The sequence below is a fragment of the Terriglobales bacterium genome, assembly GCA_035457425.1.
Classification (GTDB): domain Bacteria; phylum Acidobacteriota; class Terriglobia; order Terriglobales; family Acidobacteriaceae; genus JACPNR01.
Genome location: DATIBR010000129.1, coordinates 1 through 23,898 on the forward strand (window position 1 = coordinate 1; position 23,898 = coordinate 23,898).

The following is a 23,898-nucleotide window of genomic DNA, read 5'->3' on the forward strand; positions in this document are numbered from 1 at the left end:
GGCCCTGGCCTGCAGCGTCAGGTCCTGTGCGAGTTTGTATTTCAGCTCGGTCTCGGCCGGCAGGTCTTTCTTGCGTCCGGTGTAGACCTGCGTGCCGGCGCCGGCGCCCGCGCCGGCGAGCGCGCCGATGGCCGCGCCCTTGCCGCCCCCGAAGATGGCGCCCAGGATGGCGCCGATCGCGGCCCCGCCGCCTACGTACTTGGCGGTTCGCTTGTTGGCGCCCAACCCGCCCGGCGCCGTCGATTCCGATGGCGCGTTGGTGGTGAGCAGGTAGCTGCGGTTGTTCAGGCGCACCGAGCGCAGGTCGAGCACGGTGTCCTTGTTGTCGTCGCTCGCGACCGCCACCAGCGTGGCGGGCGTCCCGCGCGGGATGATGACCGCGCCCGTGTTGTCCATCACGTCTTCGCTGACCGTGGCGGAGAAGTTGGTGTTGCGCGCCGGCTTGGCCGGGATCTTCTGGTCGGTGCGCACCTTGATCTCGGTGCCGGATGCGATCGTGCGATTGGTCGGCGTCGTGGCGGCAGTGTTCGTCTGCGCCGCGCCCACCTGCGCCAGCAACAGCGCCAGCGGCAGCAGCAAAGCTTTGCGTAGGTTCATGGTGTTCCCCCGGGAAGTGGGCTTCTCCAGGGATAGATGAGGGTTTGCCGGCAGAAGAGGGCCGGGCGCCAGGAACCAGAAACCAGGAAACGGGAAACCGCCGCTACTCGTAGCGCAGGGCTTCGATGGGGTTCATGCGGGCGGCTTTGAGGGCGGGCCAGAAGCCGGAGGTCAGGCCCACGATGGTCAGCACGATGAACGAGACGGTCATGACCATCATGGAGGGCCGGAGGAAGATGTCGCCTTCGTTGTTGGCGGTCTTGTAGAGGTCGCTGTAGAGCGGCATGGGCGGGATGGCGTAGGCGAGCGCGTACGACACGATCACGCCGATCACGCCGCCGATGAAGGTGAGCACCAGCGCCTCGATGAGGAACTGCACCAGGATGTGGCGCGGGCGCGCGCCCAATGCCTTGCGCAGCCCGATCTCGCGCGTCCGCTCGGTCACCGAGACCAGCATGATGTTCATCACGCCCACGCCGCCCACGCCCAGCGTGAGCGCCCCGATCATTCCGAGCAGCACGTTCAGCCCGATGGTGAAGTTGCGCAGTTCGGCGGAGTCTTCGATCGTGTCCCACGCGGGCACGGCCTTCTCGTCCTTGGGGTCGAACTGGTGGAGGCGGCCCAGCACGGTGCGCGCCGCCAGGATGGCTTCCTTGTTCTCGCGCGGGTGGACCGGCTGGAACAGGATCATGTCGGGATCGCGGAAGTCGAGCAGCTCTTTCGCGGTCTGGTACGGCATGAAGACGCAGTTGTTGTCCTGGCAGTTGTTGGAAGAGTCCTGGATCTTGCGCCGCAGCACCCCGATGACCTCGAAGGTCTGGCCGTTGACGGTGGCGGTCGCGCCCAGCGCGGGACGGTTCCCCCAGATCTTCTTCGCCGCGTCCGGCCCGACGACCATCACGTTGCGATGCTCGAGGTAGTCGCTCTCGTTGAAGTAGCGGCCCTCCTCGATGTCGAGCCGCCGCATCGGCCCGTAGGGCAGGTCCACGGCCTTCACCATGTTGCTGACGACCCGGGTGCCGACCTTGAACCCGACCGCGTCGTCGGTCTCGGCGCTCACCGCCTTGATGAGCGGTACTTCCTCGCGGATAGCCTCGACGTCCTCATACTTGAATCGGACGCGGCGGCCGGCGCGCTGCCCGCCCGCCTGCATCGAGGTCTGGCCTCCCCAAAGGTGGACGACGGCGTTGCCGATGCCCTGGTCGGCGATGACGATCTCCTTGCCCAGGCCCTCGCCGTAGCCGAGCAGCAGCACGACCGACGCCAGCCCCCACACGATCCCCAGCATCGTCAGCACGGAGCGCAGGCGATTGCGATTCAGCGAGTGCCAGCCCTGCGCGACGATCTCCTTGAGGAAGAACATAGCAGTCTCTCAGCGAGCTCCCCTCGCCGGATCACCGAAACTCGATGTCTCCCGATCCCGTGCGGACGTAGACCAGATTGCCGCCGTTGCGTACTTTGCCATGAAGCGCGTGCTTCTGGAAGCGTCCCTGGATGGTGATGGGGTGATCGACGTCGATGGAGCCGCTGGAAGTCTCGGCGTCGAGCTCGAAGCTGGGCTCGCCCGCGAAGCGCACCCGGACGTTGCCGCTGCCGGTGGACATTCGCCATTCGCCGGCCTGCCGGCCGTTGATCTCCACGTCGCCCGAGCCGGTCGCGACGCTGAGCGCGCCGTCCACGCCGTTCGCGATCACGTTGCCCGAGCCGGTCTCGACCTTCACCTCACCGCTCGACGTCTGGTCGAGGTGGATGTCGCCGGAGCCGGTCGAACCGATGAACCGCCCCGCGACGCGCGCCGTCCGGATATTCCCCGACCCGGTCGAGACGTACATCGAGCCCTTCACGTCCTGCAGCTCCATGTCGCCGGAGCCGGATTCCGCGCGCACGTCGGCGGTGATGTTCGACAGCGACAGGTTTCCGCTGCCGGTGGAAGCCTTCAGCGCGCCTTGCAGGCCGCGGACCTTCAGGTCGCCGGAGCCCGTCGCGCTGCCCACTCGCGTCCGCGCCGGCACGACCAGGTCGTAATCGATGGAGACGTTGTTGCGCAGCTCGCGGTCCTCGATGCGCCCGATGCGGATGGAGTTCCCGGTCTGCTCGATGGGCGGGTTGGCTTCGAGGCGCTTCACCTTCTCCTCGGCGCTCAGGCCCCAACCGGAGCGGGCGCGGATGCGCGCGCGGATCTCGACCGTGTCGCCCGAGCCGGTGCGCACGTCGATGTTGCCGCTGCCCGTCTTCACGCTGACTTCGACGTCGCCGCTCGCGACCTTGAGCGTGCGCTGGAAGCTGCCCTCGGCCTGGTCCGCGCGCGCGGAGAGTGGCAGGGCCAGCAGTGCGAGGGTGGCGAGGACCGCGATCTTCCTTTTCATGTTCCTTCTCCTGCTGCTTCAGACGTGCGGGGCCGCTTTCCGATAGTGCTTTTATTCGTAGCGCAATGAATCCACCGGCTCCATCTCCGCGGCCCGCCGCGCCGGATACATCCCGGCCAGCACGGTGATGAGGCCGAGCGTCGCCAGTGACCCGAAGATGGAGATGGGCGAGATCACCGGCGTCGGGATGAAGTCCGGCTTGGGCGCCACGCCGATCCCGGCGCAGATGCCGATGCCGACCAGCAAGCCCACCGCCCCGGAGAGCAGCGTGATGATCACCGCCTCCGCGAAGAACTGCCGCAGGATGTCGCGGCGCGTGGCGCCGATCGCCTTTCGCACTCCGATCTCGCGGGTCCGCTCCGTCACCGAGATGAGCATGATGTTCATCACGCCGATGCCCCCCAGGCACAGCGTCATGACCGCCATCGCCCCGAAGAACACCGTCATCATGTCGAAGATGCGCGACACCAGCTTGGCCCCGCGCATCGTGTCCCACACGAACAGCGCGTCTTCGTCCTGGGGATCGAAGTGGTGCCGCCGGCCGAGCACGCGATAGACCTGCGCCACCGCCTCCGCGTGCGTCTCCGGGTCGGCCACCTCGACCACGAAGTTGTTGATCCAGCCTTTGAAGTTCCACGGGCGCTCCGGCGGCGGGAAGTCGCGCGCCATCGCGGCGTAAGGCACGAAGAGCTGCGTGTTGTCGGGCCCGGAACCATACGAGCCGTTCTGCTGCTTCTTCTCCAGCACGCCGATCACGGTGTAAGGCTTGCCGTTCATCTGCAGCATCTCGCCGATGGCGTTCTTGCCGGGGAAGAGCTGCTGGCGCGAGTCGAACCCGAGCAGCACCACGCGCCGGCCTTCGCGCTCGTCCTCTTCCGTCATCAGGCGGCCTTCCTGCACCCGCAGCGACCGGAAGTTCTGGTACTCCGGCCAGACGCCCCGGACCGCGCGGTTGGCGGCGTTCCAGCGGCTCACCTGCTGCACCGGCCGCCGCAGCTCCGGGCTCACGTTCTTGATGAGGTAGCACTCGGCCTTCACCGCGCGCACGTCGTCGATCGACAGCCGGATCTCGCGCCCCGCCGCGAGCCCGCCCACCTGCGAACTGGTGCGCCCGCCCCAGAAGATCACCAGGTCCACGCCCAGGTTCTTCATGCGGTCTTTCTGGTCTTTGGAGAAGCCCTTGCCCAGGCCCACCAGCAGGATGACCGAGGCGATGCCCCAGATGATCCCGAACATGGTGAGGAAGCTGCGCATCTTGTGCGCGCGCAGCGTCGAAAGCACCTGGCGAAGCACTTCAAGCAAGCTCATGCCGGCGTGACAACCTCACAAACCTTTGGACTTGCCCTCGAGCGAACAGTTAGCGCGTCCGCCGCCGGCGAAGCCCGGCTCCGTACCGGATGCGCCGCGTACTTACCGAACGTCAAACGGCCGACCGGCTCTCGGGGGAGGATGCCGGTCGGCCGTGGAGGAAGCAGCCTGGCGAGCTGCTGTCCGTGCCACGCTTGCGCGCCGCACGGGACACGTGCGTTATTGCAGGATGACCTGGTCGCCTTCCTTCAGCCCCTTGAGCACCTCGGTCTTGGCGCCGTTCGAGATGCCGATCTCCACCGGGACCTTCTTCTTCCCGCCGTCCGCCTTCGCGTCGGCGATCTCGACCGAAGCCTTCTTGTCCTTGTCGTAGATGATGGCGCCTTCGGGGATCATCAGCACCGCCTTGTGCTCTTCCAGGATGATCTCCGCGTTGGCCGTCATCGCCGCTTTCAGCTCGCCCGAAGCGTTGTCGATCGAGACCCGCACTTCGAACGTGGTCACGTTGTCTTTCTCCGCCCCCATGGGCGAGATCTTCGTGACCTTCCCGCTGAACGTCTTGTCCTTGAAGGACTCCACCTTGATGCGCGCCGGCTGCCCCATGAAGACCTTGCCGATGTCGCTCTCGTCCACCTTGCCCTTCACGTACACCTGGCTGGTGTCGCCTTCCGTCATCACCAGCGTTGCCGACGAGCCGAGCACCAGGATGGAGCTCACCGCGTCACCGACCTCCACATCGCGCGACAGGATGATGCCGTCGATGGGAGCGACGATGGTCGTGTAGCTCAGGTTCTCCTTCTCCGTCTCCAGCCGCGCGCGCGCCTGCTCCACCCGCGCCTTGTTGACCGCGAGCTGCGCCTTGGCCACCGCCTGCTTGTTCACCGCCAGCTCGTAGTTGCGCTGCGCGTCGTCCAGGAAGGACGAGGAGACCACGCCTTCCTTCGCCATCTCGACCGCGCGCTCGTACGCTCGCTTCAGCGTCGGGATGTCCACGCCCTGGGCATCGACCTTCGAGCGCTCGTAGTCGGCGATCGCGGCGTCGAGCGCCGCCTGCGACTCCCGCACCTGCGCCAGGATCTGGTCGCGGTCCAGCTCCGCCAGCAGCGTGCCCGCCTTCACCTTCTCGCCGTAGTCCACGTACAGCTTCTTCACGATGCCGCTGGCCTTCGACTTGATCTCCACTTTGGTGATCGGCTCGATCTTGCCGGTGGCGACCACGCTCTTCGCGAGGTCACCCTTCTCGACCTTCGCCAGCTTGGAAGGATCGAGCTTCCCGCCGCCCTTGGTGAAGCCCACCAGGACTCCCCCGACGGCCAGGATCACGACGATCGAGCCCGTGATCAAAAAAACTTTGCGCTTCCACCACTTCTTCTTGCCGTTGCCGTTCGCCACTGCTGCCTCCAAAAAAGCTGCCGCCGATTCTTGTACCGTCTGTGACCTGTTACGGAGCGGTCGTGCGCGCGGTTCCAAGAAACTTGCTTCCAGGGGGTCCGGAACCGCTTGACCCTTAGACCTGAGACCTCGCCAAAAGTGAGCCTGTTCCAATATCTTTTCAGCCCGCCCGTGATGGGCCGCTCGGGAACCCGCGAAAAATCGCCTTAGGCTAGGGTTTCCGGGCCATGCGTCGCACCCCGCGCGGTGCTAGCCTGCATCGAAGCAGGAGGCGCTCCCATGTCGGCCCGCAAGGTCATTTCGATCCTTTTGGTGGACAGCGACGAGACCCTCCAGGGCCTCCGCAGCCTCATGCTCCGCCTCCGTGGGTATCAGGTGGACCGGGTCTCCAGCCTCGCCGACGCCGCCCTCCGGGCCGCCCAGGAGCGCTACGACATGGTCATCATCGACGTGCGGGAGCACCCCGACGCCGGGCTCGAGCTCTGCGAGCGGCTCAAGGCCACCAGCCCTGGACTCAAGGTCGCCTTCCTGGCCGACCACACCCTCTACTTGCCGCCCCAGACCTGCCCCGATCAGCTCATCGCCCGCCAGGACGGGCCCGAGCACTTCCTCCGCCAGGTCGACGAGTTGCTGGGAGCATCCGCCTAGACATCATCTCTAAGTGGTTGATTCAAGGAATGTTACCTAAGAGGCTCCGGGAGGTATGGCGCTTCCGATGGTAAAATCGGTGATTCCATGCTGACCCTGGCGCTGCTCAAGGTCTTTGCGGTCGTCTTGCTGGTGGCGGTCAACGCCTTCTTCGTGGCGGCGGAGTTCGCCCTGGTGAGCGTGCGCGACACCCGGATCGAGCAGCTCATCCGCCAGCGGCGCCTGGGAGCGCGCACCGTCAAGAGCCTGCACGAGCGGCTCGACGAGGTGCTGAACGGGGTGCAGTTCGGCATCACGCTGGCCAGCTTGGCGCTCGGCTGGATCGGCGAGCCCGCGCTGGCCGGGCTCCTCATGCCCCTGTTCGAACGTGTCCCCTACCCCGCGGCATACGCGCACGGGACCGCCATCACCATCGCATTTGCGGTCATCACCTACCTCCACGTCATCCTCGGTGAAGTGGTCCCCAAGTCGGTGGCACTGCAGCGCGCCGAGCGCGTGGCGCTGGCCGTTGCCGGGCCCATGGATGTCTTCATGAAGCTGGCGAAGCCCTTCCTGTGGGTGATGAGCCGGTCGGCCCGGGTGGTGCTGCGCGTCTTCGGGTCCCGCGAGCTGCGCGAGGGCGGCGTGCACTCGCCCGACGAGCTGAAGCTCATCGTCACCGCCAGCCGGCGCGTCGGCATGCTCCCCGAGTTGCAGGAAGACATGATCCACCGCGCGCTCGACCTGGAGAACATCACCGTGCGGCAGATCATGGTGCCGCGGCCCGACATCTTCTCCCTGCCGGCGGACATGCCGCTCGAAGAAGCCATGGCGCGCGTCGTCGAAGAGCAGCACTCGCGCGTGCCGGTCTACGACCCCCAGCGCGGGCCCGAGCACATCGTCGGCGTCCTCTATTCCAAGGACGTCTCCCGGCTCATGCACATCAAGCTCACCAAGGGGCAGTTGCAGGCCGCCGTCGCTTCGAGCCTGCGCGTGCGCCACATCATGCGCGACGTCCTCTTCGTGCCCGAGACCAAGCCCGTGAGCGACCTCCTGCTCGAGTTCAAGCAGAAGCGCCGCCACCTCGCGGTCGTGGTCGACGAGTTCGGCTCGACCGCCGGCGTGGTGACGGTCGAAGACGCGCTCGAGCAGATCGTGGGCGAGATCGAGGACGAGTTCGACGTCGCGGAGCAGCCGGTGCTGCCGGTCGGCGCCTCCGCCGTGGTGCTCGACGGCGCGGAGAACGTGCGCGACCTCGAGACCCAGCACCACCTGCGCCTGCCGCGCGACGAAGGCTTCGAGACCCTCGCCGGCTTCGTCCTCGCGCAGCTCCAGCGCATCCCCAAGATCGGCGACAGCTTCGTCTTCGACGGCCGCCGCTACACCGTGCTCCAGATGGACGACCGCCGCGTCTCCAAGGTCAAGGTCGAGCTCGAGCCGCAGCCCCTGGCCACCGCGGGCGACGACTAGCAATCAGCGATTAGCGATTAGCAATTAGCGATTTGCGTGATAGAAGTTCAGGTGCATGCTGCGCTACGTCGCCATCCGACTCGCCTACATGATCCCGGTCGTCTGGCTCGTCGTCTCGGTCGTCTTCCTGCTCATCCACATCGTGCCCGGCGACCCCATCCAGCAGATGCTGGGCGAGAACGCCGCCGCCGCCGACATCGAAGCCACGCGCCACGCCTACGGCCTCGACCAGCCCCTCGGCCGGCAGTACCTCCATTACTGGAAGGGCGTGCTGCGCGGCGACCTCGGCCAGTCCATCCGCTACAACAAGAACGTCGGCGAGCTCATCCGCGACCGCTATCCCGCCACGCTGAAGCTCACGCTCGGCGCGCTCGTCGTCGCGCTGCTGCTCGCCATCCCCGCGGGCGTGCGCTCGGCGCGCCGCCGGAACCGCTGGGACGACCGTGCGCTCAGCTTCGTCTCGCTTCTCGGGCTCTCCTTCCCGAACTTTGCCCTCGGCCCCATCCTCATCCTGTTCTTCGCCGTCTACCTGGGCTGGCTGCCGGTCTCGGGCGCGGGGGACTGGCGGCATCTCGTGCTGCCGGCCGTCACCATGGGCGGCGCGCTCGCCGCCATCCTCACCCGCATGGTGCGCACCTCGATGCTCGAAGAGCTGGGGCAGGACTACATCCGCACCGCCCGCGCCAAGGGGCTGCCCGAGCGCACGGTGGTGTACAAGCATGCGCTCCGTAACGCGCTCATCCCGGTGCTCACGGTCGTCGGATTGCAGTTCGGCGCGCTCCTCGCCGGCGCCATCGTCACCGAGACCATCTTTGCCTGGCCCGGCATCGGGCGCCTCACCATCTCCGCTATCTCGAACCGCGACTACTACCTGGTCCAGGGCTGCATCCTCGCCATCGGCCTCACTTACGTTGCCGTCAACTTCCTCACCGACCTCATGTACTCGGCGGTGAACCCCAGGATCCGCCAATGAAAGGCCGCCTCGCCCATGAGTGACGGCCTCCTCATCCGCCTGCTGGCGTGGATCGAGGGCTGGGGTGTGTGGCTCTCGTGGCTGGCGTGGGCCACGGTGTTCTTCGGCGCGCTGGCGATGCTGCGTGCCACGCGCGGCGTCCGCGGCCGGCGCATCTGGACGTGGGCGTTCGTCGTGACTGCGCTCGCGATAGTCGCGCATCTGGCCGACTACTGGATCACGCTCCGGCGCAGCCCTGACCTCGCGCTCGAGCTCAATCCGCTGTGGCGGAACATCGTGACGCGCTATGGACTGGGTTGGGCGAAGTGGTACGGGCTCACCGGCAAGCTGCTGGTGTCGGTCCTGGCGGGGCAGATGACGGCGTTCTATCTCGGGCATCGCGCGCGGCTGTTTCCGCGGGAGTCCGGCGCCGGGCTGCCGGGCTTTCTGCGCCACATGGGAGAGCGCTCCGCGCACTGGCGCGAGCGCGCGGCGGCGCTCTTCACCATCTTCGCGTTCTTCTTCGCCGGGCTCACCTTCTTCTACTTCTACATCGCCTACCAGAACTCCATCACCGATCCGAAGACGCTCGATCTGCTGCCGCCCACCGCGGTCGCGGTGCTGGCGTACGTCGTGCTGCTCGTCGGCGCGTTTGTCCTGATGACATATCGAGCCTACCGGAAGTGGCCAGTGGCCGGTGGTCCGTGGCCGGCGGAACCTGGACCGGCCAACGCGCGCGGAGCGGGCCAATGAGCGCCGCCGGCGTAGCGCTGAGCGCGCCGCCGCTGCAGCGGCGTAATCCCCTCGCCGTCGCCGGCTTCGTGATGATCTGTGTCTTCACGCTGCTGGCGCTGTTCGGCCCGTGGCTCGCGCCGCAGGACCCCGCGTACATCGACCTGCCGTCGCGCTTGCAGCCGCCCTCGGCCGCGCACTGGTTCGGCACCGACGAGCTCGGCCGCGACATCCTCTCGCGCGTCATCTTCGGCGCGCGCATCTCCATGCTGGTCGGCGCCAGCGTGGTCGCGTTCTCCCTCGGCCTCGGCCTCGTCATCGGCTCCATCGCCGGCTACTACGGCGGCAAGACCGACCGCTTCGTCAACGTCATCGTCATGAACGCCTTCCTCTCGTTCCCCGGCATCCTGCTCGCGATCGCCTTCGTCGCCTTTCTCGGACCCGGCATCTTCAAACTCATCCTGGCGCTCTCCATCGGCGGCTGGGTAGGCTACGCGCGCCTGGTGCGCGCCCAGGTGCTCGCCGCCCGCGAAAAGGAGTACGTGGAAGCGGCCCGCGCCCTCGGCGCCGGCGACCTCCGCATCGTGACGCGCCACATCTGGCCCAACATCATCCAGCCGGTCATCGTGCAGGCCGCCATCGGGATGGCGGGCGCCGTGCTGGCCGAGGCCACCATGAGCTTCCTCGGCCTTGGAGTCCCGCCGCCCACCGCGAGCTGGGGCTCCATGCTCAACGACGGCCGCTCGCACCTGTTCGACGCCCCGCACCTGGTCGTCTTTCCGGCGCTCGCCGTGATGCTGGCCGTGCTCAGCTTCAACTTCATCGGCGACGCCCTCCGCGACTACCTCGACCCGCGCAGCCGGATCGAAGCGGGGTTGTGACGCGCTTCATTCTGGAACCCGGAACCGCCCTCGGTTGTCTACAGGGATGACGGAGGCTGCATCTAATCCTGTACCGATGCTCCGGAAACTTATCGTTCTCGCCTGCCTGTGCGCGCCCGCGGCGTGGGCGCAGCGCCCCGATCCCCAGGCCGCGCGCCAGATGCTGGACCTCGTCAACGCCGAGCGCGAGCGCCGCGGGGCCCCCGCGCTCGCTTGGGACGACAAGGCGGCCGAGGCCGCCATGCGCCACGCTGAGCAGATGGTGAAGCACGCCGACCTCTCGCACCAGTTCTCGGGCGAGCCCAGCCTGCGCGACCGCCTCTCGGCCACCGGCCTCAAGTTCAACGACGACGGCGAGAACATCGCCTACGACAGCGCCATCGAAGACGCGCACGACCGCCTGATGGAGTCCCCCGGCCACCGCGCCAACATCCTCAACCCGCGCTTCGACGCCGCCGGCGTCGCCGTCATCTGGAAGGGCGTGCGCGTCTACGTGGTGGAGAACTTCGTGCGCCGCATCCCCGACCTTCCCGATAGCGAGACCGCCAGCCGCATCGTCGACGCCTACAACCGCGCGCGCAAGGCCGCCGGGATGCGTCCGGTCGCGAGCAAGCACGACCTGCGCGACGCCGCCTGCGACATGGCGAAGAAAGACCATGTCTCGGCCCGCAACATCGGCGACCTCAAGGCCCGCAGCGTCGTGGCCTTCACCACCTTCCAGCCGGAAGAGCTCCCGCAGTCGCTCCAGAGCCGCGTCGCGGAGAACTACAGCCGCGTCTCGGTCGGCGCCTGCTTCGCGCGCACGCCCAGCTATCCCAGCGGCACCAACTGGGTGGTGATGGTCTTCTATCCGTAGTCCGCCGCCCACCGTGCCCGCCGCTATCAATACAATCGCCCTATGGGCGAGGTTCTCGTCGGGACCGCCGGGTGGTCGTACAAGGACTGGGAAGGCGTCGTCTATCCGCCCGGCTTGAAGCGCGAGCAGCATCCGGTCGAGTATCTCGCGCAGTTCGTCGACTGCATCGAGATCAACACTTCGTTCTACGGGCACATGCGGCCGGAAGTCGTGAAACTGTGGTGCCGCAAGGCGGCGTCGGCGAACCGCGCCTTCCGCTTCACCGCAAAACTCCACAAGTCGTTCACACACTCGCCCATCGCGGTCGTGCAGCCGACCTCCGCCGAGACCATCCGCGCCACCGAAGAAGACGAGCGACTCGCCAAGGAAGGGCTCGACGTCCTGGCGGGGGAAGGGAAGCTCGGCGCGCTGCTGGCGCAGTTTCCCGTCTCCTTCAAGAACACCAACGAGAACCGCGACTGGCTGGAGACCGTGATCGGCAAGTTCCACGAGTACCCGCTGGTCATCGAGGTGCGGCACTCGAGCTGGAACAACGAAGGCATCCTGCGCTACTTCGCCGAGAAGGGCGTGGCCTTCTGCAACATCGACCAGCCCAAGCTCGGGCTCTCGCTGCGCCCGACCGAGCACGTCACCGCTCCGGTCGGCTACGTCCGGCTCCACGGCCGCAACTACCGCGAGTGGTTCGAGAGCGGCAACCGCGACGACCGCTACAACTACCTCTACACCAGGGACGAGCTGGAGGGCTGGAAGGAGCGCATCACGCGCATCGCCGAGAAGGCCGAGAAGACCTACGCCGTCACCAATAACCATTTCCGCGGACAGGCCGCGGTCAACGCCATCCAACTCAAGCGCATGCTCGGACAGCCGGCCCGCGCCCCGGAGACCCTCGTGCAGGAATATCCCGAGCTGAGGCAATACGCCGAGGTACTCCCCTCGTGACCCGCCGCGCCATCTTTTTTCAAACATTGTTGAACTTTTCGCACTAACCATCCGTCTTCAGTAACGTCTGACGTTACAGCAGGAGAACAGAGAGGGGACCCGAGATGGACGCGAAATGGAATGACGTTGTCGATCGCACCGCGGTTCGACTGACCCTGACGATGGTCGGGTTCGGCGCGTGGCTGGCGCTGGCAGTCGGCTTGCTCGCAGCGGCCTAATACGGCAAATAACGACCTGAACGGCAAGAACACAACTCGGACTGGAAGCGAAAGGCGCGGGCACTCCGCGCCTTTCCGCTCTTTGGGGGCAAGTCTTTAACCACGAAGGTCACGAAGGTACACGAAGGAAAACAGGAAACAAAAGCCTTCGTGTACCTTCGTGTCCTCTGTGGTGGAGGGTTTCAGGCTTTCGCGGCCACTTCGTTCTTCGCGTAGTGCGAGTCCACGTAGTCCTGCAGGATCTGCATGAACTCCTCCGCGATGTGGTCGCCCTTGAGCGTCACCGTCAGCTTGCCGTCGACGAACACCGGTGCCTTCGGTTCCTCGAACGTCCCCGGCAGCGAGATGCCGATGTTGGCGTGCTTCGATTCACCGGGGCCGTTGACCACGCAACCCATCACCGCGACCTTCATCTCTTCCACGCCGGCGTACTGCGTCTTCCATACCGGCATGTGCTCGCTCAGGTAGCGCTGGATGTTCTCCGCCAGCTCCTGGAAATACGTGGAAGTCGTGCGGCCGCAGCCCGGGCACGCGGTCACCTGCGGCGTGAAGCTGCGGATCCCGAGCGATTGCAGGATCTGCTGCGCGACCAGCACCTCTTCGCTGCGGTCGCCGTTGGGCGCCGGCGTCAGCGAGACGCGGATGGTGTCCCCGATGCCTTCCTGCAACAGCACGCCCAGCGCCGCGGTCGACGCGACGATGCCTTTCGCCCCCATGCCCGCCTCCGTCAGCCCGAGGTGCAGCGGGTAGTCGCAGCGCGCCGCCAGCAGCCGGTAGACGTCGATCAGGTCCTGCACGCCCGAGACCTTCGCGCTCAGGATGATCTGGTCGTGCCCCAGGCCGTGCTTCTCGGCGCGCTCCGCCGAATCCAGCGCGCTCACGATCATCGCTTCCATGGTGACGTCGCGCGCGTCTTTCGGCTCGGCGAGTCGCGAGTTCTCGTCCATCATCCGCGTCAGCAGCGCCTGGTCGAGCGACCCCCAGTTCACCCCGATGCGCACCGGCTTCCGGTTCTCGATCGCCACCTCGATCATCGTCCGGAAGTTGTCGTCGTCCTTCTTGCCGATCGAGACGTTGCCCGGGTTGATGCGGTACTTCGCCAGCGCCTTCGCGCACTTCGGATACTTCTTCAGCAGCAGGTGCCCGTTGTAGTGGAAGTCGCCGATGATGGGCACGTTCACGCCCTGCATCATCAGCAGGTCGTAGATCTTGGGCAGCGCCTCCGCGGCGGCCTCGTTGTTGACCGTCACGCGCACCAGTTCGGAGCCCGCGCGCGCCAGCGCCGCCACCTGCTCGACCGTGGTCTTCACGTCGGCGGTGTCGGTGTTGGTCATCGACTGCACGACGACGGGAGCGTCGCCCCCGACGCGCACACTGCCGACCTTGACGGCCACACTCTGCCTGCGCCTGATCTCTGCCATGGGAAACACTGATTTTATCATGCTGCGGCGCATGTTCCCGGGGCCGGCGGGCACCGCGTATTACACTGGGAAACATGCCTAGCGGTGCCGGCGAAACCCAACATCCACCCCAGAGTCTCAGAGGCACAGAGAAGGCCCATCTCCGGTTTCCTCTGTGTCTCTGTGCCTCCGTGGTAGGCGTCCTTCTGTGCGCCATCCCGATCGGCGCGCAGCAGCCGCCGCCGCAGACCGCGCCCGCCGCCACGCCCGAGGCGCTCACCGCCAAGGCCAACGCCGGCGACGCCAACGCCGCCTTCGCGCTCGGCGCGATGTATGAGCGCGGCAACGGCGTGAAGCCCAGCGCCGTCGAGGCGGTCAAGTGGTATCGCTTCGCCGCCGCGCGCGGCCACGCCGGCGCGCAGTTCAACCTCGCGCTCATCCTCGCCAAAGGACGCGGCGTGAAACCGGACCCCGCCGAAGCGGCGCAGTGGTACGAGAAGGCCGCGCAGCAGGGCGACCAGCAGGCCGCGAAGAACCTCGGCGTGATGTACGCCAACGGGCAGGGCGTGAAGCAGGACGGCGCGCAGGCCGCGCGCTGGTTCCGCCAGGCCGCCGAAGCGGGCGACGCGACCGCGGAGTACAACCTCGGCCTGCTCTACTCCGAGGGCCTCTACTCCGACGGCAAGGACGAGGCCGACGACGACAAGCAGGCGGCGCTGTGGCTTACCCGCGCGGCCGAGCACGGCGTGGTCGCCGCGCAGAACAATCTCGGCGTGCTCTACGCCGACGGCCGCGGCGTCGAGCCCAGCCTGATCGAGGCCTACAAGTGGTTCGCCCTCGCCGCCGAAGCCGGCGACCCGAACAGCGCCGCGTCGGTCAAGACCCTCGAAGCCGAGATGAAGCCGGAAGACATCGCGCAGGCCAAGAAGCTGGCGGAGCAGTGGATCGCCGAGCACACCACATCGAGCAGCAAGCAATAAGCGATAAGCGATAGGCCAAAGCAAAAGCCGCCCGCGGGCGGCTTATCGCTTACTGCTTATCGCTTATTGCGTGTTACGGCAAGAACTTGCCGAGGCCGGGCAGCTTCGAGATGTCGTTGTAGATCACCACCACCGCGAACAGGATGAGGAACACGAACGCCGCCTGGTAGATCCGCTCCTTCAGCCGCGCGTTGATGTCGCGCCGCATGATGCCCTCGATCGCCAGCAGCAGGATCACCCCGCCGTCCATGATCGGGATGGGCAGCAGGTTGAAGATGCCCAGGTTCAGGCTGATGGCGGCGGTGAGCAGGATGAGCGAGAGCAGCCCTTGCTGCGCCGCTTCTCCGGCGGCGCGCCCGATGCCGATCGGCCCGTCGAACTGCTTGATCGACATCTTGCGCTGCGCCACCCGCTGCAGCAGCTCCACGATCAGCCCGGAGAAGCGCTGGTTCACCTCGATGGACTTGCCGAGCGCGGCTGCGAACGAGAGCCGCGTCACCTTCATGGTGCTCGGCGCCGAGAACCCCAGCCGGTAGTACGGCTTTTCCGCGCCCTCCGGCTTGTTCAGCACCGGCGTCACGGTGAGCTTCAACGCCTGGCCGTTGCGCAGCACCGTGAGCTCCACCGGCTTTTCCTGGACCTTCTGCAGATATGCCTGCAGCGCCGGCAGCGCGATGATGGGCTTGCCGTCGGCGGCCACGATCTGGTCGCCCGGCTGCATTCCCGCCTTGCCCGCCGGCAATTCTGCTTCCACCTTCTGCACCGTCACGGCATCCTTCGGCGCCCAGCCGGGATCGCCCGGATGCTTGGCTTCGTCGGCCGCCGGCACGCGGATCTTCGTCGCGAAGATCTGCTCGCCGCGCTGCACCCCCAGCTCGACCGGCTGGTCTACGTAGAGCAGCATGCGGTACCCGAGATCCTCCCACGTCGGGTTCTGGAAGCTGTCGATGCGCAGGACGCGGTCGCCCGCCTGCAATCCCGCGTTGGCCGCGGGCGAGCCCTCCGCCACCCATCCGATGGTCACGGGCTCGTCCAGGAATGCGGGGTGCTCGTAGTGCCGCATGAAGACGCCGGTAAGCAGCGCCACCGCGAACACGATGTTCATCACCGGCCCGGCCAGCGCGATCAGGAAGCGCTGCCACCGCGGGTGCGACATGAACTCCCCCGGGTCGCCGGTAGAGGGCTCCAGCGGGTTCTCGCCGCTCATCTTGACGTAGCCGCCGAGCGGCAGGGCAGAGATGCGATAGTCGGTCTCGCCCTTGCGAAAACCCAGCAGGCGCTTGCCGAATCCGATGGAGAAGACTTCGACCCGCACGCCGCACAGCTTGGCGACGGCATAGTGGCCGAACTCGTGGATGAGGACGAGGAGCCCGAGGACCCCGACAAACGCGGCAACGGCGATCAACCCAGAAACAAGCACTAAGGAATCCTATGCCAAAGCGGGACGGCCCGTCTTGCTGCGGGCGGCGACCTGGCCGCGTGCGGCCTGGCGCGCCTGTGCGTCCATACTCAGGACTTCTTTTATAGATTCAGGCCGGCGTGGATTTGTTTCACCAAGAACGGCCTCGATGACAAGGGGGATATCTATGAATCTTATCTCACCGGCGAGGAAGGCGGCCACCGCGATCTCGTCGGCGGCGTTGAGCGCCACCGACTTGGCCCCGCCGGCTGCCGCCGCCTCGTACGCCAGCCGCAGACAGGGGAATTTCTCTACATCCGGCTGCTGAAAATCTAAGCGCTTCAGCTCGTGGACCGGGAAGGTCAGGTCGCTGGGGATGCGGTCCGGATACGTCAGCGCGTACAGGATGGGCAGACGCATGTCGGTCACCGAAAGCTGCGCCAGGATGCTGCCGTCGCTGAACTCGACCATCGAGTGGATGGTGGACTGCGGGTGCACGATGACCGCGACCTGCTCCGCCGGCAGCTGGAACAGCCGGCACGCCTCGATCACCTCGAACCCTTTGTTCATCAGCGTCGCCGAGTCGATGGTGATGCGCTTTCCCATCTTCCACGTCGGATGGTTGAGCGCCTGCTCGACCGTGATGCTCTCGAATTCCGCTTTCGGGGTGTTGAGGAACGGGCCACCCGAGGCCGTGAGCCACACTTTGCGCACTTCCTCGATCCTGCCGCCGCGCATGCACTGGTGCACGGCGTTGTGCTCGCTGTCGATCGGCAGCAGCGGCTTGTTCTGGCGCCGCGCTTCCTCGGTGATCAGCTCGCCCGCCGCCACCAGGCACTCCTTGTTCGCCAGGCCGACCGTCTTGCCCGCCTTCACCGCTTCATACGTCGCTTCCAGTCCCGCGACGCCCACGATGGCGCTCACCACGAAGTCCGCCTGCGGGATGGTGGCCACCTGCACGGTTCCCTTGCTGCCGAAGACGACCTCGATGTCGCGCAGCGGGCTGATCCCCGCGGCGCTCAGCTTGCTCGCCAGGCTGTCGGCGGCTTCGGCTGTGGCCATCGAGACGATCTTCGGCTTCCAACGCTTCACCTGCTCGAAAGCGGCGTCCACGTTCTCGCCCGCCGCCAGCGACACCACGCCGAAGCGCTCCGGGTACGACTCCACGATGGCGAGCGTACTGCGACCAATGGAGCCGGTCGAACCGAGGATGGCGATTTTCTTCATTCGTTGTGAGAGTGGTGGCGGGAACTAAGAGTGTATCGCAAACAAGATGATTACGAACCCGAAGGGAGCCGCGAACAGCAACGCGTCCACGCGGTCGAGCATCCCGCCGTGTCCCGGCAGGATCGCGCCCGAGTCCTTCACCCCGGCGCCGCGCTTCATCATGCTCTCCACCAGGTCGCCGAGCTGCGCGGCCACGTTGATGAGTGCGGACCAGAGCAGGGCCTTCCAGAAGGGAACCAGGAACGCGTCCGGCTGCCTGGGCGCGGTTCCGAGCGACTGGAAGAGTTCTGCGCGCCCGGCCCAGTCGAGACTCATGCCGGCCCCATGACCCTGGAGCCACCCGACGATCTGCGCCGCGGAATGCAGGAGCACTGCGCCCAGCACAGCCGCGGTGACGACCGAGGCGATCGCGCCTTCCCACGTCTTCTTTGGGCTGACTTCGGGCGCGAGCTTGTGCTTTCCGATCGAGCTGCCCACCCAGAAGGCGACGATGTCCCCCGACCACACCACGACGAACAGATAGAGCAAATAGAACGGGCCCAGCGGAAGGACGCGAATGAGCACCAGCGTCGCGAGTGCGAAGGCCACCAGCACGAAACCTGTCCAACTGAGCGCCACGCTCGGAAGCGCGCTTCGCAGGTCCTTGTGCAGTCCGAGCAGCGCGTACACGAATGCCACCGGCAGCACGAACGCTCCGGCCAACAGGATGAAGAATGCACCCGCTTCCGGATCGATGATGTCGTGGCCGAGAACTGCCAGTAGGGCGAAGTAGAGCGGCACCAGTAAGTAGGTGCTGAGGCGCAACGGCTCGTGACCGTACGCCTTGACCAGGTCCATGTACTCGCGCATCGCAAGCATCGCTACCACGCACACCACCGCCGAGAATAGCCACAGCGGCGCCTTGAAGGTCAGCGCGAGGACGATCGGGATCAGGACGACGGCGGTGAGCAGGCGCTTCATCGTGCAGAGTTAACGCGCCGCGAGACTAGCGAACGCATTTGTGATTTGCAATTTGTAATTTTGTGATTGCATCCGCCACGGCAGAGGGCTTGCTCGGCCATGCGCCCTTGACAACGCCACGCCGCTCGGCGTACACTTTCGCTAAACGTTCGCCTAACGCGAGCCGTCATTCGTGTGCTCTTTTTCAATCCAGGGTCTGTCCGCTCCCGCTCACGGTAACGGCGCTAAAATCACGGTAGAACCACGGTAAACCACGGTAAAACCACGGTAGAAATCACGGTATCCTTGCCGCTATCTACTTGCTTCTAAACTAGATATCGTGAATGCTGCCGAAATAAGGGGGTGGGGTGCCCCGATACCGTGATGATTGCGGCTCCCAAGGCCTTTGGGGTAGGTGGTTTTCGCTAATCGCTTATCGCTAATCGCTAATCGCTGCTCTAGTGCAATCCGCTCGGCGGCTCGATCAGCCCGCCGTAGCGCCGCTCGCGCTTCTGGTACTCGAAAATGGCTTCCAGCAGGTGGCGGCCCCGGAAGTCCGGCCACAGCGTCGGCGTCACGTAGATCTCGGCGTACGCCACCTGCCAGAGCAGGAAGTTCGAGAGCCGCATCTCCCCCGACGTCCGGATCACCAGGTCAGGGTCGGAGAGATTTTTCGTGTAGAGGTGCTGGTCGACCATCTCCTCGGTGATCTGGAGGTGCTCGACGCCGCCGTTCGACATCGCCGACTCCACGATCGACTGGAAGGCGTCGACCATCTCGGTGCGCGCGCTGTAGTTGAGCGCGAGCGTGAGCGTCATGCCGTCGTTCTCGCTCGTCTCCTCCGCGGCCCAGGCCATGCGCTCCTGCACCTCGAGCGGCAACTCGTGGCGCCGCCCGATGTACTTCAGCCGGATGTTGTTCCGGTTGAGCGTGGGGACCTCGTCTTTCAGGTACTTGCGCAGCAGCCGCATCAGGAAGTCGACCTCGCCCTTGGGGCGGCGCTTCCAGTTCTCGGCGGAGAACGCGTAGAGCGTCAGCTCGCCGATGCCGACGCGCGCGGCCGTCTCGACCGTCGAGCGCACGGCCTTCACGCCTGCGCGGTGCCCCGTGATGCGCGGCATGTGCCGGCCCTTGGCCCAGCGGCCGTTGCCGTCCATGATGATGGCGATGTGCCGCGGGAGCCGCTTGGGGTCGAGCCGCGCGTAGACCTCGGCTTCTTTGCGGTCCAGGCCTTCTGGAAGGGTGGTGCGCAAGGCGGTCACTCCGAAACCTCGAAACTAGCACCTTTTGCGGCACCCGGCAATGAACCATCGGATACACCCGGGCGGTCCGCAGCCGGTGCTAGAATCGCCTTTCCGCCCCATTTCCGGTTGAAAAAGCTGGTCCCGTCGGGCGGTGATTCCGGCCCAACCGCATCTAATCGGAAGCTGTGCTGCTGCTCGCCCAAAACCGCCGTTTCCGGATGCTCGCCCTGCTCGCCGCGTGGTGTTGCATCGCGGTGCTGCTCATCGCTTCGGTCGCCGAGGCGCGGCACTTCCACTCCAACGGCAGTCGCGACGCGCAGCGCTGCGTAGTCTGCGTGGCTGGACATTCGCCCACCCTGCTGGCGAAGGTTGCGCCGCTCGCGCCCCAGCAGATGAGCCGCCCGCTGCCGCCCGCGCCCGACGTCGCGCCGGCCGCCGCGCAGTCGCTCGACGCGCATTCCATCCGTCCTCCGCCCGCTCCTCTCCCGGCCTAAGCTACTCGCGTCCCAAATCCAGATCGAGGAGTTGTCATATGCCTACGTCCACGCGACGGCTGGCTCTCGTACTATTCATGATCTTGCTGCTGTGCACGGCGTTTGCCGCGGCGCAAACGGCCGCGGCTCCGCCGCCGGCTCCGACCGCCGAAGACCGCATCAGGGAGCTCGAAGACCGCATCATCGCGCTCGAAGGTCAGGTTCGGATGCTGCAGCAGCAGGCGACGACGAGTCAGCCTGCGGCGCAGCCCGCCGCTCCTGCTCCCGCGCAGCCGCTGGAGACCGTCGCGGCGACGCAGCCCTCCGACGCCGCCGCGCAGCAGCCGCAGCTCGGCGGCGCCCCCTCGATGGCCAAGGCGCTGAACCCCGACATCGCCGTGATCGGGAACTTCGTCGCGACCGCGGGACACAATCCCATCGTCGAGTCGCCGTCCCTCGCCGTCCCCGAGACGGAGGTCAGCTTCCAGGCTGTCGTCGACCCCTACGCGCGCGCCGACGTCTACCTCTCGTTCGGTGAAGAAGGCGTGGACCTCGAAGAGGGCTACCTCACCTTCACCGCGCTGCCCAGGAACTTCGTGGCGAAGGTCGGGAAGATGCGCGAGTACTTCGGCAAGGTGAACACGATGCACACGCACGTGCTGCCGTGGGTCGACCGCCCCCTCATCACCGAGAACCTGCTCGGCGGAGAAGAAGGCCTGAGCGACGCCGGGTTCTCCATCTCGCGCGGCTTCGCCGGACCGAAAGGCATCTACCTGGAAGCGACCGGCCAGATGTACCGCGGCGACGCCGGCGACGTGTGGTCGCAGTCCGGCAAGCGCGACGTGAGCGCCCTGGCGCACTTCCGCGGCTACGGCGACATCACCGAGTCCACCAACCTGGACATCGGGTTCTCCTACGGCCGCGGGCACAACGACCTGGGCTCCGACTTCCTGACGCAGCTCTACGGCGTGGACGCGACGCTCCGCTGGAAGCCGCTGCGGCGCGCCATCTACCATTCGTTCCTGGCGCGCAGCGAGTTCGTCTGGAGCGACCGCCAGCAGTTCCCGGCGCGGCAGCGCGCCTTCGGCTTCTTCACCTCCGCCGATTACCAGCTGGCGCGGCGCTGGTGGATGGGCGGGCGCTTCGACTGGAGCGATCGCGCGCGCGCCGCCGCGCTCACCGACAAAGGCGGCTCGTTCGTGCTCACGTACTGGCCGAGCGAGTTCGCGCAGATCCGCGGCCAGTATCGCTATACCAACTACGCCGAAGGCCGGAACGCGAACGAGCTGCTGATGCAGGTGCTGTTCGCCATCGGCGCGCACGGCGCGCATCCGTTCTAGAGGAAGGTGCGAGTCGCCAGTCGTGAGCTGTGAGTGGCCGGCCACACCGGCCACGGAGAGAGAAGGGAAGAGATGAAGTCATACAGGACATACGCAATCATCGCCGCGCTGATGGGCGCGATGCTGTTCGCCGGCCCCGCGGAGGCGAAGCAGCTTAACGTGGTCACCTCGACCACCGACATGGCCGCGCTGGCGCAGGAAGTCGGCGGCGACAAGATCAAGGTGGAAGCCATCGCCAGGGGCTACCAGGACCCGCACTTCGTGGAAGCCAAGCCGAGCTTCCTGCTGAAGCTGCGCAACGCGGACCTGCTGATCGCGGTCGGGCTGGACCTGGAGTTGGGCTGGCTGCCGGCGCTGGTCACGCAGTGCGGTAACGGCAAGATCCAGCCGGCCGCGAGCGGCTATCTCGACGCCTCGCAGTTCGCCGAGATCCTGGAGAAGCCGACCGGACCGGTCTCGCGCGCGCAGGGCGACGTGCATCCGCTGGGGAATCCGCACTACTGGCTCGATCCCGACAACGGGCGTCGCATCGCCAAGGGCATCGCCGCCAAGCTGGCGCAGATGGACCCGGAGAACGCGGCGTACTTCCAGCAGCGCGCCGCCGACTTCGAGCAGCGGCTGGCGCAGGCGGAGAAGCGCTGGCAGCAGCAGATGGCGCCCTACCGCGGACGCAAGGTCGTGTCGTACCACAAGTCGTGGCCGAACTTCGCGCGCCACTTCGGGCTGGACGTGGTGGGCTACGTGGAGCCGCGGCCCGGCATCCCGCCCTCGCCCCAGCACACCATGGAGCTCATCGGCCAGATGAAGCGCGACAACGTGAAGATCATCCTGGTGGAGCCGTACTTCGACCTGAAGACGCCGAACTCGATCGCCTCGAAGACCGGCGGCAAGGTGGTGGTGCTGCTGCCTTCGGTGGGCGGCGAGCAGCAGGCGTCTGACTATTTCAAGCTGTTCGATTACGATATTCAGCTCCTTACCTCCGCGTTCCAGCAGGTCAAGTAGGAAAGAGGACGAATGCTGATCCTGGAGTTCCTGCTGTTGCCGTTCCTGGCGAGCCTGATCCTGACGGGCATCCACGCTTACCTGGGCGTGCACGTGGTGGAGCGGGGCGTGATCTTCGTGGACCTGGCGTTGGCGCAGATCGCGGCGCTGGGCGCGACCATCGCGGTGCTGGCCGGGACCGACCCGCACGGCGAAGGCGCCTACTGGATCAGCCTGGCGTTCACCTTCCTGGGCGCGCTCATCTTCAGCTTCGTGCGCTCGAAGCGGCGGCGGATCCCGCTGGAGGCGTTCATCGGCATCTCGTACGCCATTGCGTCGGCAGCGGCCATCCTGGCGATGAGCAAGGCGACCAGCGAGACCGAGCACCTGAAAGACATGCTGGTCGGCAACATCCTCGCGGTCTCGAAGGAAGAAGTGATCAAGACCGCGCTGCTCTACGGCGTGATCGGGCTGTTCCACTTCCTCTTCCGCAAGAAGTTCCTGCTGATCTCGACAAACCCGGAAGAGGCCGAGCGCCAGGGGCTGAACATCAAGCTGTGGGACTTCCTATTCTACGCGTCGTTCGGGTTCGTGGTGACGTCGTCGGTGGCGATCGCGGGCGTGCTGCTGGTGTTCTGCTACCTGGTCGTTCCGTCGGTGGGCGCGATGATCTTCGCCGACCGCATCGGGCCGCGGCTGGCGATCGGTTGGACGATGGGGACGCTGGTGTCGGCGCTGGGCTGCTGGCTGAGCGTGTGGGCCGACCTGCCGACGGGCGCGACCATCGTGTGCACGTTCGGCGGCGTGCTGTTCCTGATGTTCATGGTGCACCTGGTGATCCACCGGGGAACACCGGCGGCGCCGGCGGCGTAGGTCTTCCGAACAAAAAGAACAGGCACGGCCCGAAGGCCGTGCCGTGAAGCCGCGGCGCCTACATCAGGCGCTGCGTCGTGGCCGCAAGGTCAGGTCGCGCACCTGAGCCAGCAGGGACTGGCGCTGCATGCCGTCGAGCTTGGAGACGAACGGCATGAGTTGCGCGATGAATTCGTCGGCGAGCAGCTCGCGCATCAGTTGCTCGCGCGAGGGCGTGCCGCCGCTCAGTAAGTCGGGCACGGTCACCTCCAGGGCTTTGGCCAGCCGCTCGAGCGAACTGAGCGTCGGGGTGGCCTTCTCGTTCTCGATCTTGGATACGTAGGTGCGCGGCACCTGCATGCGCAGGGCTAATTGCCGCTGGCTCAGCCCGGACCGCTGGCGCAGGCTGCGGATGGCGAACGCGATCTGGATCTGGTTGTGGCCGTTGCCGTTCCCGTTGGACGGGAGCGGGGCTGGATCCACCGGAGCCGCCGCGACTTCGGGCTCCTCGGCGTCCAGGGAAGTGTGGCAACGCCGGCAAAGATTGTTGTTGGTCCGGAATTGGACCAGTTGACAACGGTCGCAACGTAGCACTTCCCGCGAATCTACGGGAGCCAGGGTTGTGGCCATTCAGGTTGTGCGTAGACGCCAGAGCGAGCGTCGTGCGACACAGGGGCCCAACTGCTTTCCAGCTAGCGCGTAATTTGCGGTACGCGCGCGGAACT

Annotated in this window: 23 protein-coding genes; 12 read left to right on the forward strand and 11 right to left on the reverse strand. The window is 66.2% G+C overall.

From position 1 onward, the window contains the following. The 5 genes from VLA96_09875 to VLA96_09895 form a co-directional block, all read right to left on the reverse strand. On the reverse strand, positions 1–597 hold a 597-nt coding region (locus VLA96_09875), incomplete at its 3' end, for a hypothetical protein (protein ID HSE49501.1). Positions 598–700: 103 nt separating this feature from the next. Continuing rightward, positions 701–1,960, reverse strand: a complete 1,260-nt coding sequence (locus tag VLA96_09880; protein HSE49502.1) for an ABC transporter permease — start codon at positions 1,958–1,960, stop codon at positions 701–703. Positions 1,961–1,991: 31 nt separating this feature from the next. Continuing rightward, positions 1,992–2,963, reverse strand: coding sequence for a DUF4097 family beta strand repeat-containing protein (locus VLA96_09885; GenBank protein HSE49503.1), 972 nt, complete (start codon positions 2,961–2,963; stop codon positions 1,992–1,994). Positions 2,964–3,014: 51 nt separating this feature from the next. Next, positions 3,015–4,271 carry an ABC transporter permease gene (locus VLA96_09890; protein ID HSE49504.1) on the reverse strand — a complete coding sequence of 419 codons (1,257 nt, stop codon included), beginning with the start codon at positions 4,269–4,271 and terminating at the stop codon, positions 3,015–3,017. 219 nt (positions 4,272–4,490) lie between these two features. Beyond that, complete coding sequence (locus VLA96_09895; protein HSE49505.1) at positions 4,491–5,675, reverse strand: efflux RND transporter periplasmic adaptor subunit; 1,185 nt, start codon at positions 5,673–5,675, stop codon at positions 4,491–4,493. Between the two features lie 267 nt (positions 5,676–5,942). On the opposite strand from VLA96_09895, the gene VLA96_09900 reads away from it, so the two are divergent. The 7 genes from VLA96_09900 (at position 5,943) to VLA96_09930 (ending at position 12,120) form a co-directional block, all read left to right on the forward strand. After that, the gene (locus VLA96_09900; GenBank protein HSE49506.1) at positions 5,943–6,311 is read left to right on the forward strand and encodes a response regulator; all 369 of its coding nucleotides are present in this window, start codon (positions 5,943–5,945) and stop codon (positions 6,309–6,311) included. Between the two features lie 87 nt (positions 6,312–6,398). After that, the gene (locus VLA96_09905) at positions 6,399–7,760 is read left to right on the forward strand and encodes a hemolysin family protein (GenBank protein ID HSE49507.1); all 1,362 of its coding nucleotides are present in this window, start codon (positions 6,399–6,401) and stop codon (positions 7,758–7,760) included. A gap of 55 nt (positions 7,761–7,815) precedes the next feature. Continuing rightward, positions 7,816–8,733: a nickel ABC transporter permease gene (gene nikB / locus VLA96_09910; protein ID HSE49508.1), complete on the forward strand. Its 918-nt coding sequence runs from the start codon at positions 7,816–7,818 to the stop codon at positions 8,731–8,733. Positions 8,734–8,748: 15 nt separating this feature from the next. Then, positions 8,749–9,465 carry a hypothetical protein gene (locus VLA96_09915; GenBank protein HSE49509.1) on the forward strand — a complete coding sequence of 239 codons (717 nt, stop codon included), beginning with the start codon at positions 8,749–8,751 and terminating at the stop codon, positions 9,463–9,465. After that, the gene (locus tag VLA96_09920; protein ID HSE49510.1) at positions 9,462–10,325 is read left to right on the forward strand and encodes an ABC transporter permease; all 864 of its coding nucleotides are present in this window, start codon (positions 9,462–9,464) and stop codon (positions 10,323–10,325) included. The genes VLA96_09915 and VLA96_09920 overlap by 4 nt, the downstream gene beginning before the upstream one ends. Positions 10,326–10,401: 76 nt before the next feature. Then, positions 10,402–11,181 carry a CAP domain-containing protein gene (locus VLA96_09925; protein HSE49511.1) on the forward strand — a complete coding sequence of 260 codons (780 nt, stop codon included), beginning with the start codon at positions 10,402–10,404 and terminating at the stop codon, positions 11,179–11,181. A 42-nt stretch (positions 11,182–11,223) separates the two neighbouring features. Continuing rightward, positions 11,224–12,120 (forward strand): DUF72 domain-containing protein, encoded by an 897-nt coding sequence (locus VLA96_09930; GenBank protein ID HSE49512.1) that lies wholly within the window; start codon positions 11,224–11,226, stop codon positions 12,118–12,120. Between the two features lie 400 nt (positions 12,121–12,520). On the opposite strand, the gene ispG is transcribed toward VLA96_09930, so the two are convergent. Then, positions 12,521–13,759, reverse strand: a complete 1,239-nt coding sequence (gene ispG / locus VLA96_09935) for a flavodoxin-dependent (E)-4-hydroxy-3-methylbut-2-enyl-diphosphate synthase (protein ID HSE49513.1) — start codon at positions 13,757–13,759, stop codon at positions 12,521–12,523. A gap of 170 nt (positions 13,760–13,929) precedes the next feature. Between ispG and VLA96_09940 the strand changes: the two genes are divergently transcribed. Then, entirely contained in the window at positions 13,930–14,718 is a 789-nt protein-coding gene (locus tag VLA96_09940; protein ID HSE49514.1) for a tetratricopeptide repeat protein, read from the forward strand. A 73-nt stretch (positions 14,719–14,791) separates the two neighbouring features. Here VLA96_09940 and rseP read toward each other — a convergent pair whose 3' ends face one another. The 4 genes from rseP to VLA96_09960 form a co-directional block, all read right to left on the reverse strand. Continuing rightward, positions 14,792–16,138 carry an RIP metalloprotease RseP gene (gene rseP, locus VLA96_09945; protein HSE49515.1) on the reverse strand — a complete coding sequence of 449 codons (1,347 nt, stop codon included), beginning with the start codon at positions 16,136–16,138 and terminating at the stop codon, positions 14,792–14,794. A 9-nt stretch (positions 16,139–16,147) separates the two neighbouring features. After that, the gene (locus VLA96_09950; protein ID HSE49516.1) at positions 16,148–17,344 is read right to left on the reverse strand and encodes a 1-deoxy-D-xylulose-5-phosphate reductoisomerase; all 1,197 of its coding nucleotides are present in this window, start codon (positions 17,342–17,344) and stop codon (positions 16,148–16,150) included. Positions 17,345–17,368: 24 nt separating this feature from the next. Then, entirely contained in the window at positions 17,369–18,304 is a 936-nt protein-coding gene (locus VLA96_09955; protein ID HSE49517.1) for a phosphatidate cytidylyltransferase, read from the reverse strand. A gap of 437 nt (positions 18,305–18,741) precedes the next feature. Next, positions 18,742–19,536 (reverse strand): isoprenyl transferase, encoded by a 795-nt coding sequence (locus tag VLA96_09960; protein ID HSE49518.1) that lies wholly within the window; start codon positions 19,534–19,536, stop codon positions 18,742–18,744. A gap of 176 nt (positions 19,537–19,712) precedes the next feature. Here VLA96_09960 and VLA96_09965 point away from each other — a divergent pair, with 176 nt between their 5' ends. The 4 genes from VLA96_09965 to VLA96_09980 all read left to right on the forward strand — a co-directional run bounded on the left by VLA96_09965 (position 19,713) and on the right by VLA96_09980 (position 23,194). Next, a complete protein-coding gene (locus tag VLA96_09965) occupies positions 19,713–20,021 on the forward strand; it encodes a hypothetical protein (GenBank protein ID HSE49519.1) in 309 nt (102 codons plus the stop codon). A gap of 77 nt (positions 20,022–20,098) precedes the next feature. After that, complete coding sequence (locus VLA96_09970) at positions 20,099–21,340, forward strand: hypothetical protein (GenBank protein HSE49520.1); 1,242 nt, start codon at positions 20,099–20,101, stop codon at positions 21,338–21,340. Positions 21,341–21,412: 72 nt separating this feature from the next. Next, positions 21,413–22,342 (forward strand): metal ABC transporter substrate-binding protein, encoded by a 930-nt coding sequence (locus VLA96_09975; protein HSE49521.1) that lies wholly within the window; start codon positions 21,413–21,415, stop codon positions 22,340–22,342. A 12-nt stretch (positions 22,343–22,354) separates the two neighbouring features. Next, positions 22,355–23,194, forward strand: a complete 840-nt coding sequence (locus VLA96_09980) for a metal ABC transporter permease (protein ID HSE49522.1) — start codon at positions 22,355–22,357, stop codon at positions 23,192–23,194. Between the two features lie 63 nt (positions 23,195–23,257). Here VLA96_09980 and VLA96_09985 read toward each other — a convergent pair whose 3' ends face one another. Next, positions 23,258–23,656: a helix-turn-helix transcriptional regulator gene (locus tag VLA96_09985; GenBank protein ID HSE49523.1), complete on the reverse strand. Its 399-nt coding sequence runs from the start codon at positions 23,654–23,656 to the stop codon at positions 23,258–23,260. Between the last annotated feature and the right edge of the window lie 242 nt (positions 23,657–23,898).

Excerpts from the sequence above, each read along its gene's own strand:
- VLA96_09880 (HSE49502.1), bottom strand. The coding sequence starts at position 1,960 with ATGTTCTTCCTCAAGGAGATCGTCGCGCAGGGCTGGCACTCGCTGAAT.
- VLA96_09885 (HSE49503.1), bottom strand. The coding sequence starts at position 2,963 with ATGAAAAGGAAGATCGCGGTCCTCGCCACCCTCGCACTGCTGGCCCTG.
- VLA96_09890 (HSE49504.1), bottom strand. The coding sequence starts at position 4,271 with ATGAGCTTGCTTGAAGTGCTTCGCCAGGTGCTTTCGACGCTGCGCGCG.
- VLA96_09900 (HSE49506.1), top strand. The coding sequence starts at position 5,943 with ATGTCGGCCCGCAAGGTCATTTCGATCCTTTTGGTGGACAGCGACGAG.
- VLA96_09905 (HSE49507.1), top strand. The coding sequence starts at position 6,399 with ATGCTGACCCTGGCGCTGCTCAAGGTCTTTGCGGTCGTCTTGCTGGTG.
- nikB (HSE49508.1), top strand. The coding sequence starts at position 7,816 with ATGCTGCGCTACGTCGCCATCCGACTCGCCTACATGATCCCGGTCGTC.
- VLA96_09915 (HSE49509.1), top strand. The coding sequence starts at position 8,749 with ATGAGTGACGGCCTCCTCATCCGCCTGCTGGCGTGGATCGAGGGCTGG.
- VLA96_09920 (HSE49510.1), top strand. The coding sequence starts at position 9,462 with ATGAGCGCCGCCGGCGTAGCGCTGAGCGCGCCGCCGCTGCAGCGGCGT.
- VLA96_09925 (HSE49511.1), top strand. The coding sequence starts at position 10,402 with ATGCTCCGGAAACTTATCGTTCTCGCCTGCCTGTGCGCGCCCGCGGCG.
- VLA96_09930 (HSE49512.1), top strand. The coding sequence starts at position 11,224 with ATGGGCGAGGTTCTCGTCGGGACCGCCGGGTGGTCGTACAAGGACTGG.
- ispG (HSE49513.1), bottom strand. The coding sequence starts at position 13,759 with ATGGCAGAGATCAGGCGCAGGCAGAGTGTGGCCGTCAAGGTCGGCAGT.
- VLA96_09950 (HSE49516.1), bottom strand. The coding sequence starts at position 17,344 with ATGAAGAAAATCGCCATCCTCGGTTCGACCGGCTCCATTGGTCGCAGT.
- VLA96_09955 (HSE49517.1), bottom strand. The coding sequence starts at position 18,304 with ATGAAGCGCCTGCTCACCGCCGTCGTCCTGATCCCGATCGTCCTCGCG.
- VLA96_09970 (HSE49520.1), top strand. The coding sequence starts at position 20,099 with ATGATCTTGCTGCTGTGCACGGCGTTTGCCGCGGCGCAAACGGCCGCG.
- VLA96_09975 (HSE49521.1), top strand. The coding sequence starts at position 21,413 with ATGAAGTCATACAGGACATACGCAATCATCGCCGCGCTGATGGGCGCG.
- VLA96_09980 (HSE49522.1), top strand. The coding sequence starts at position 22,355 with ATGCTGATCCTGGAGTTCCTGCTGTTGCCGTTCCTGGCGAGCCTGATC.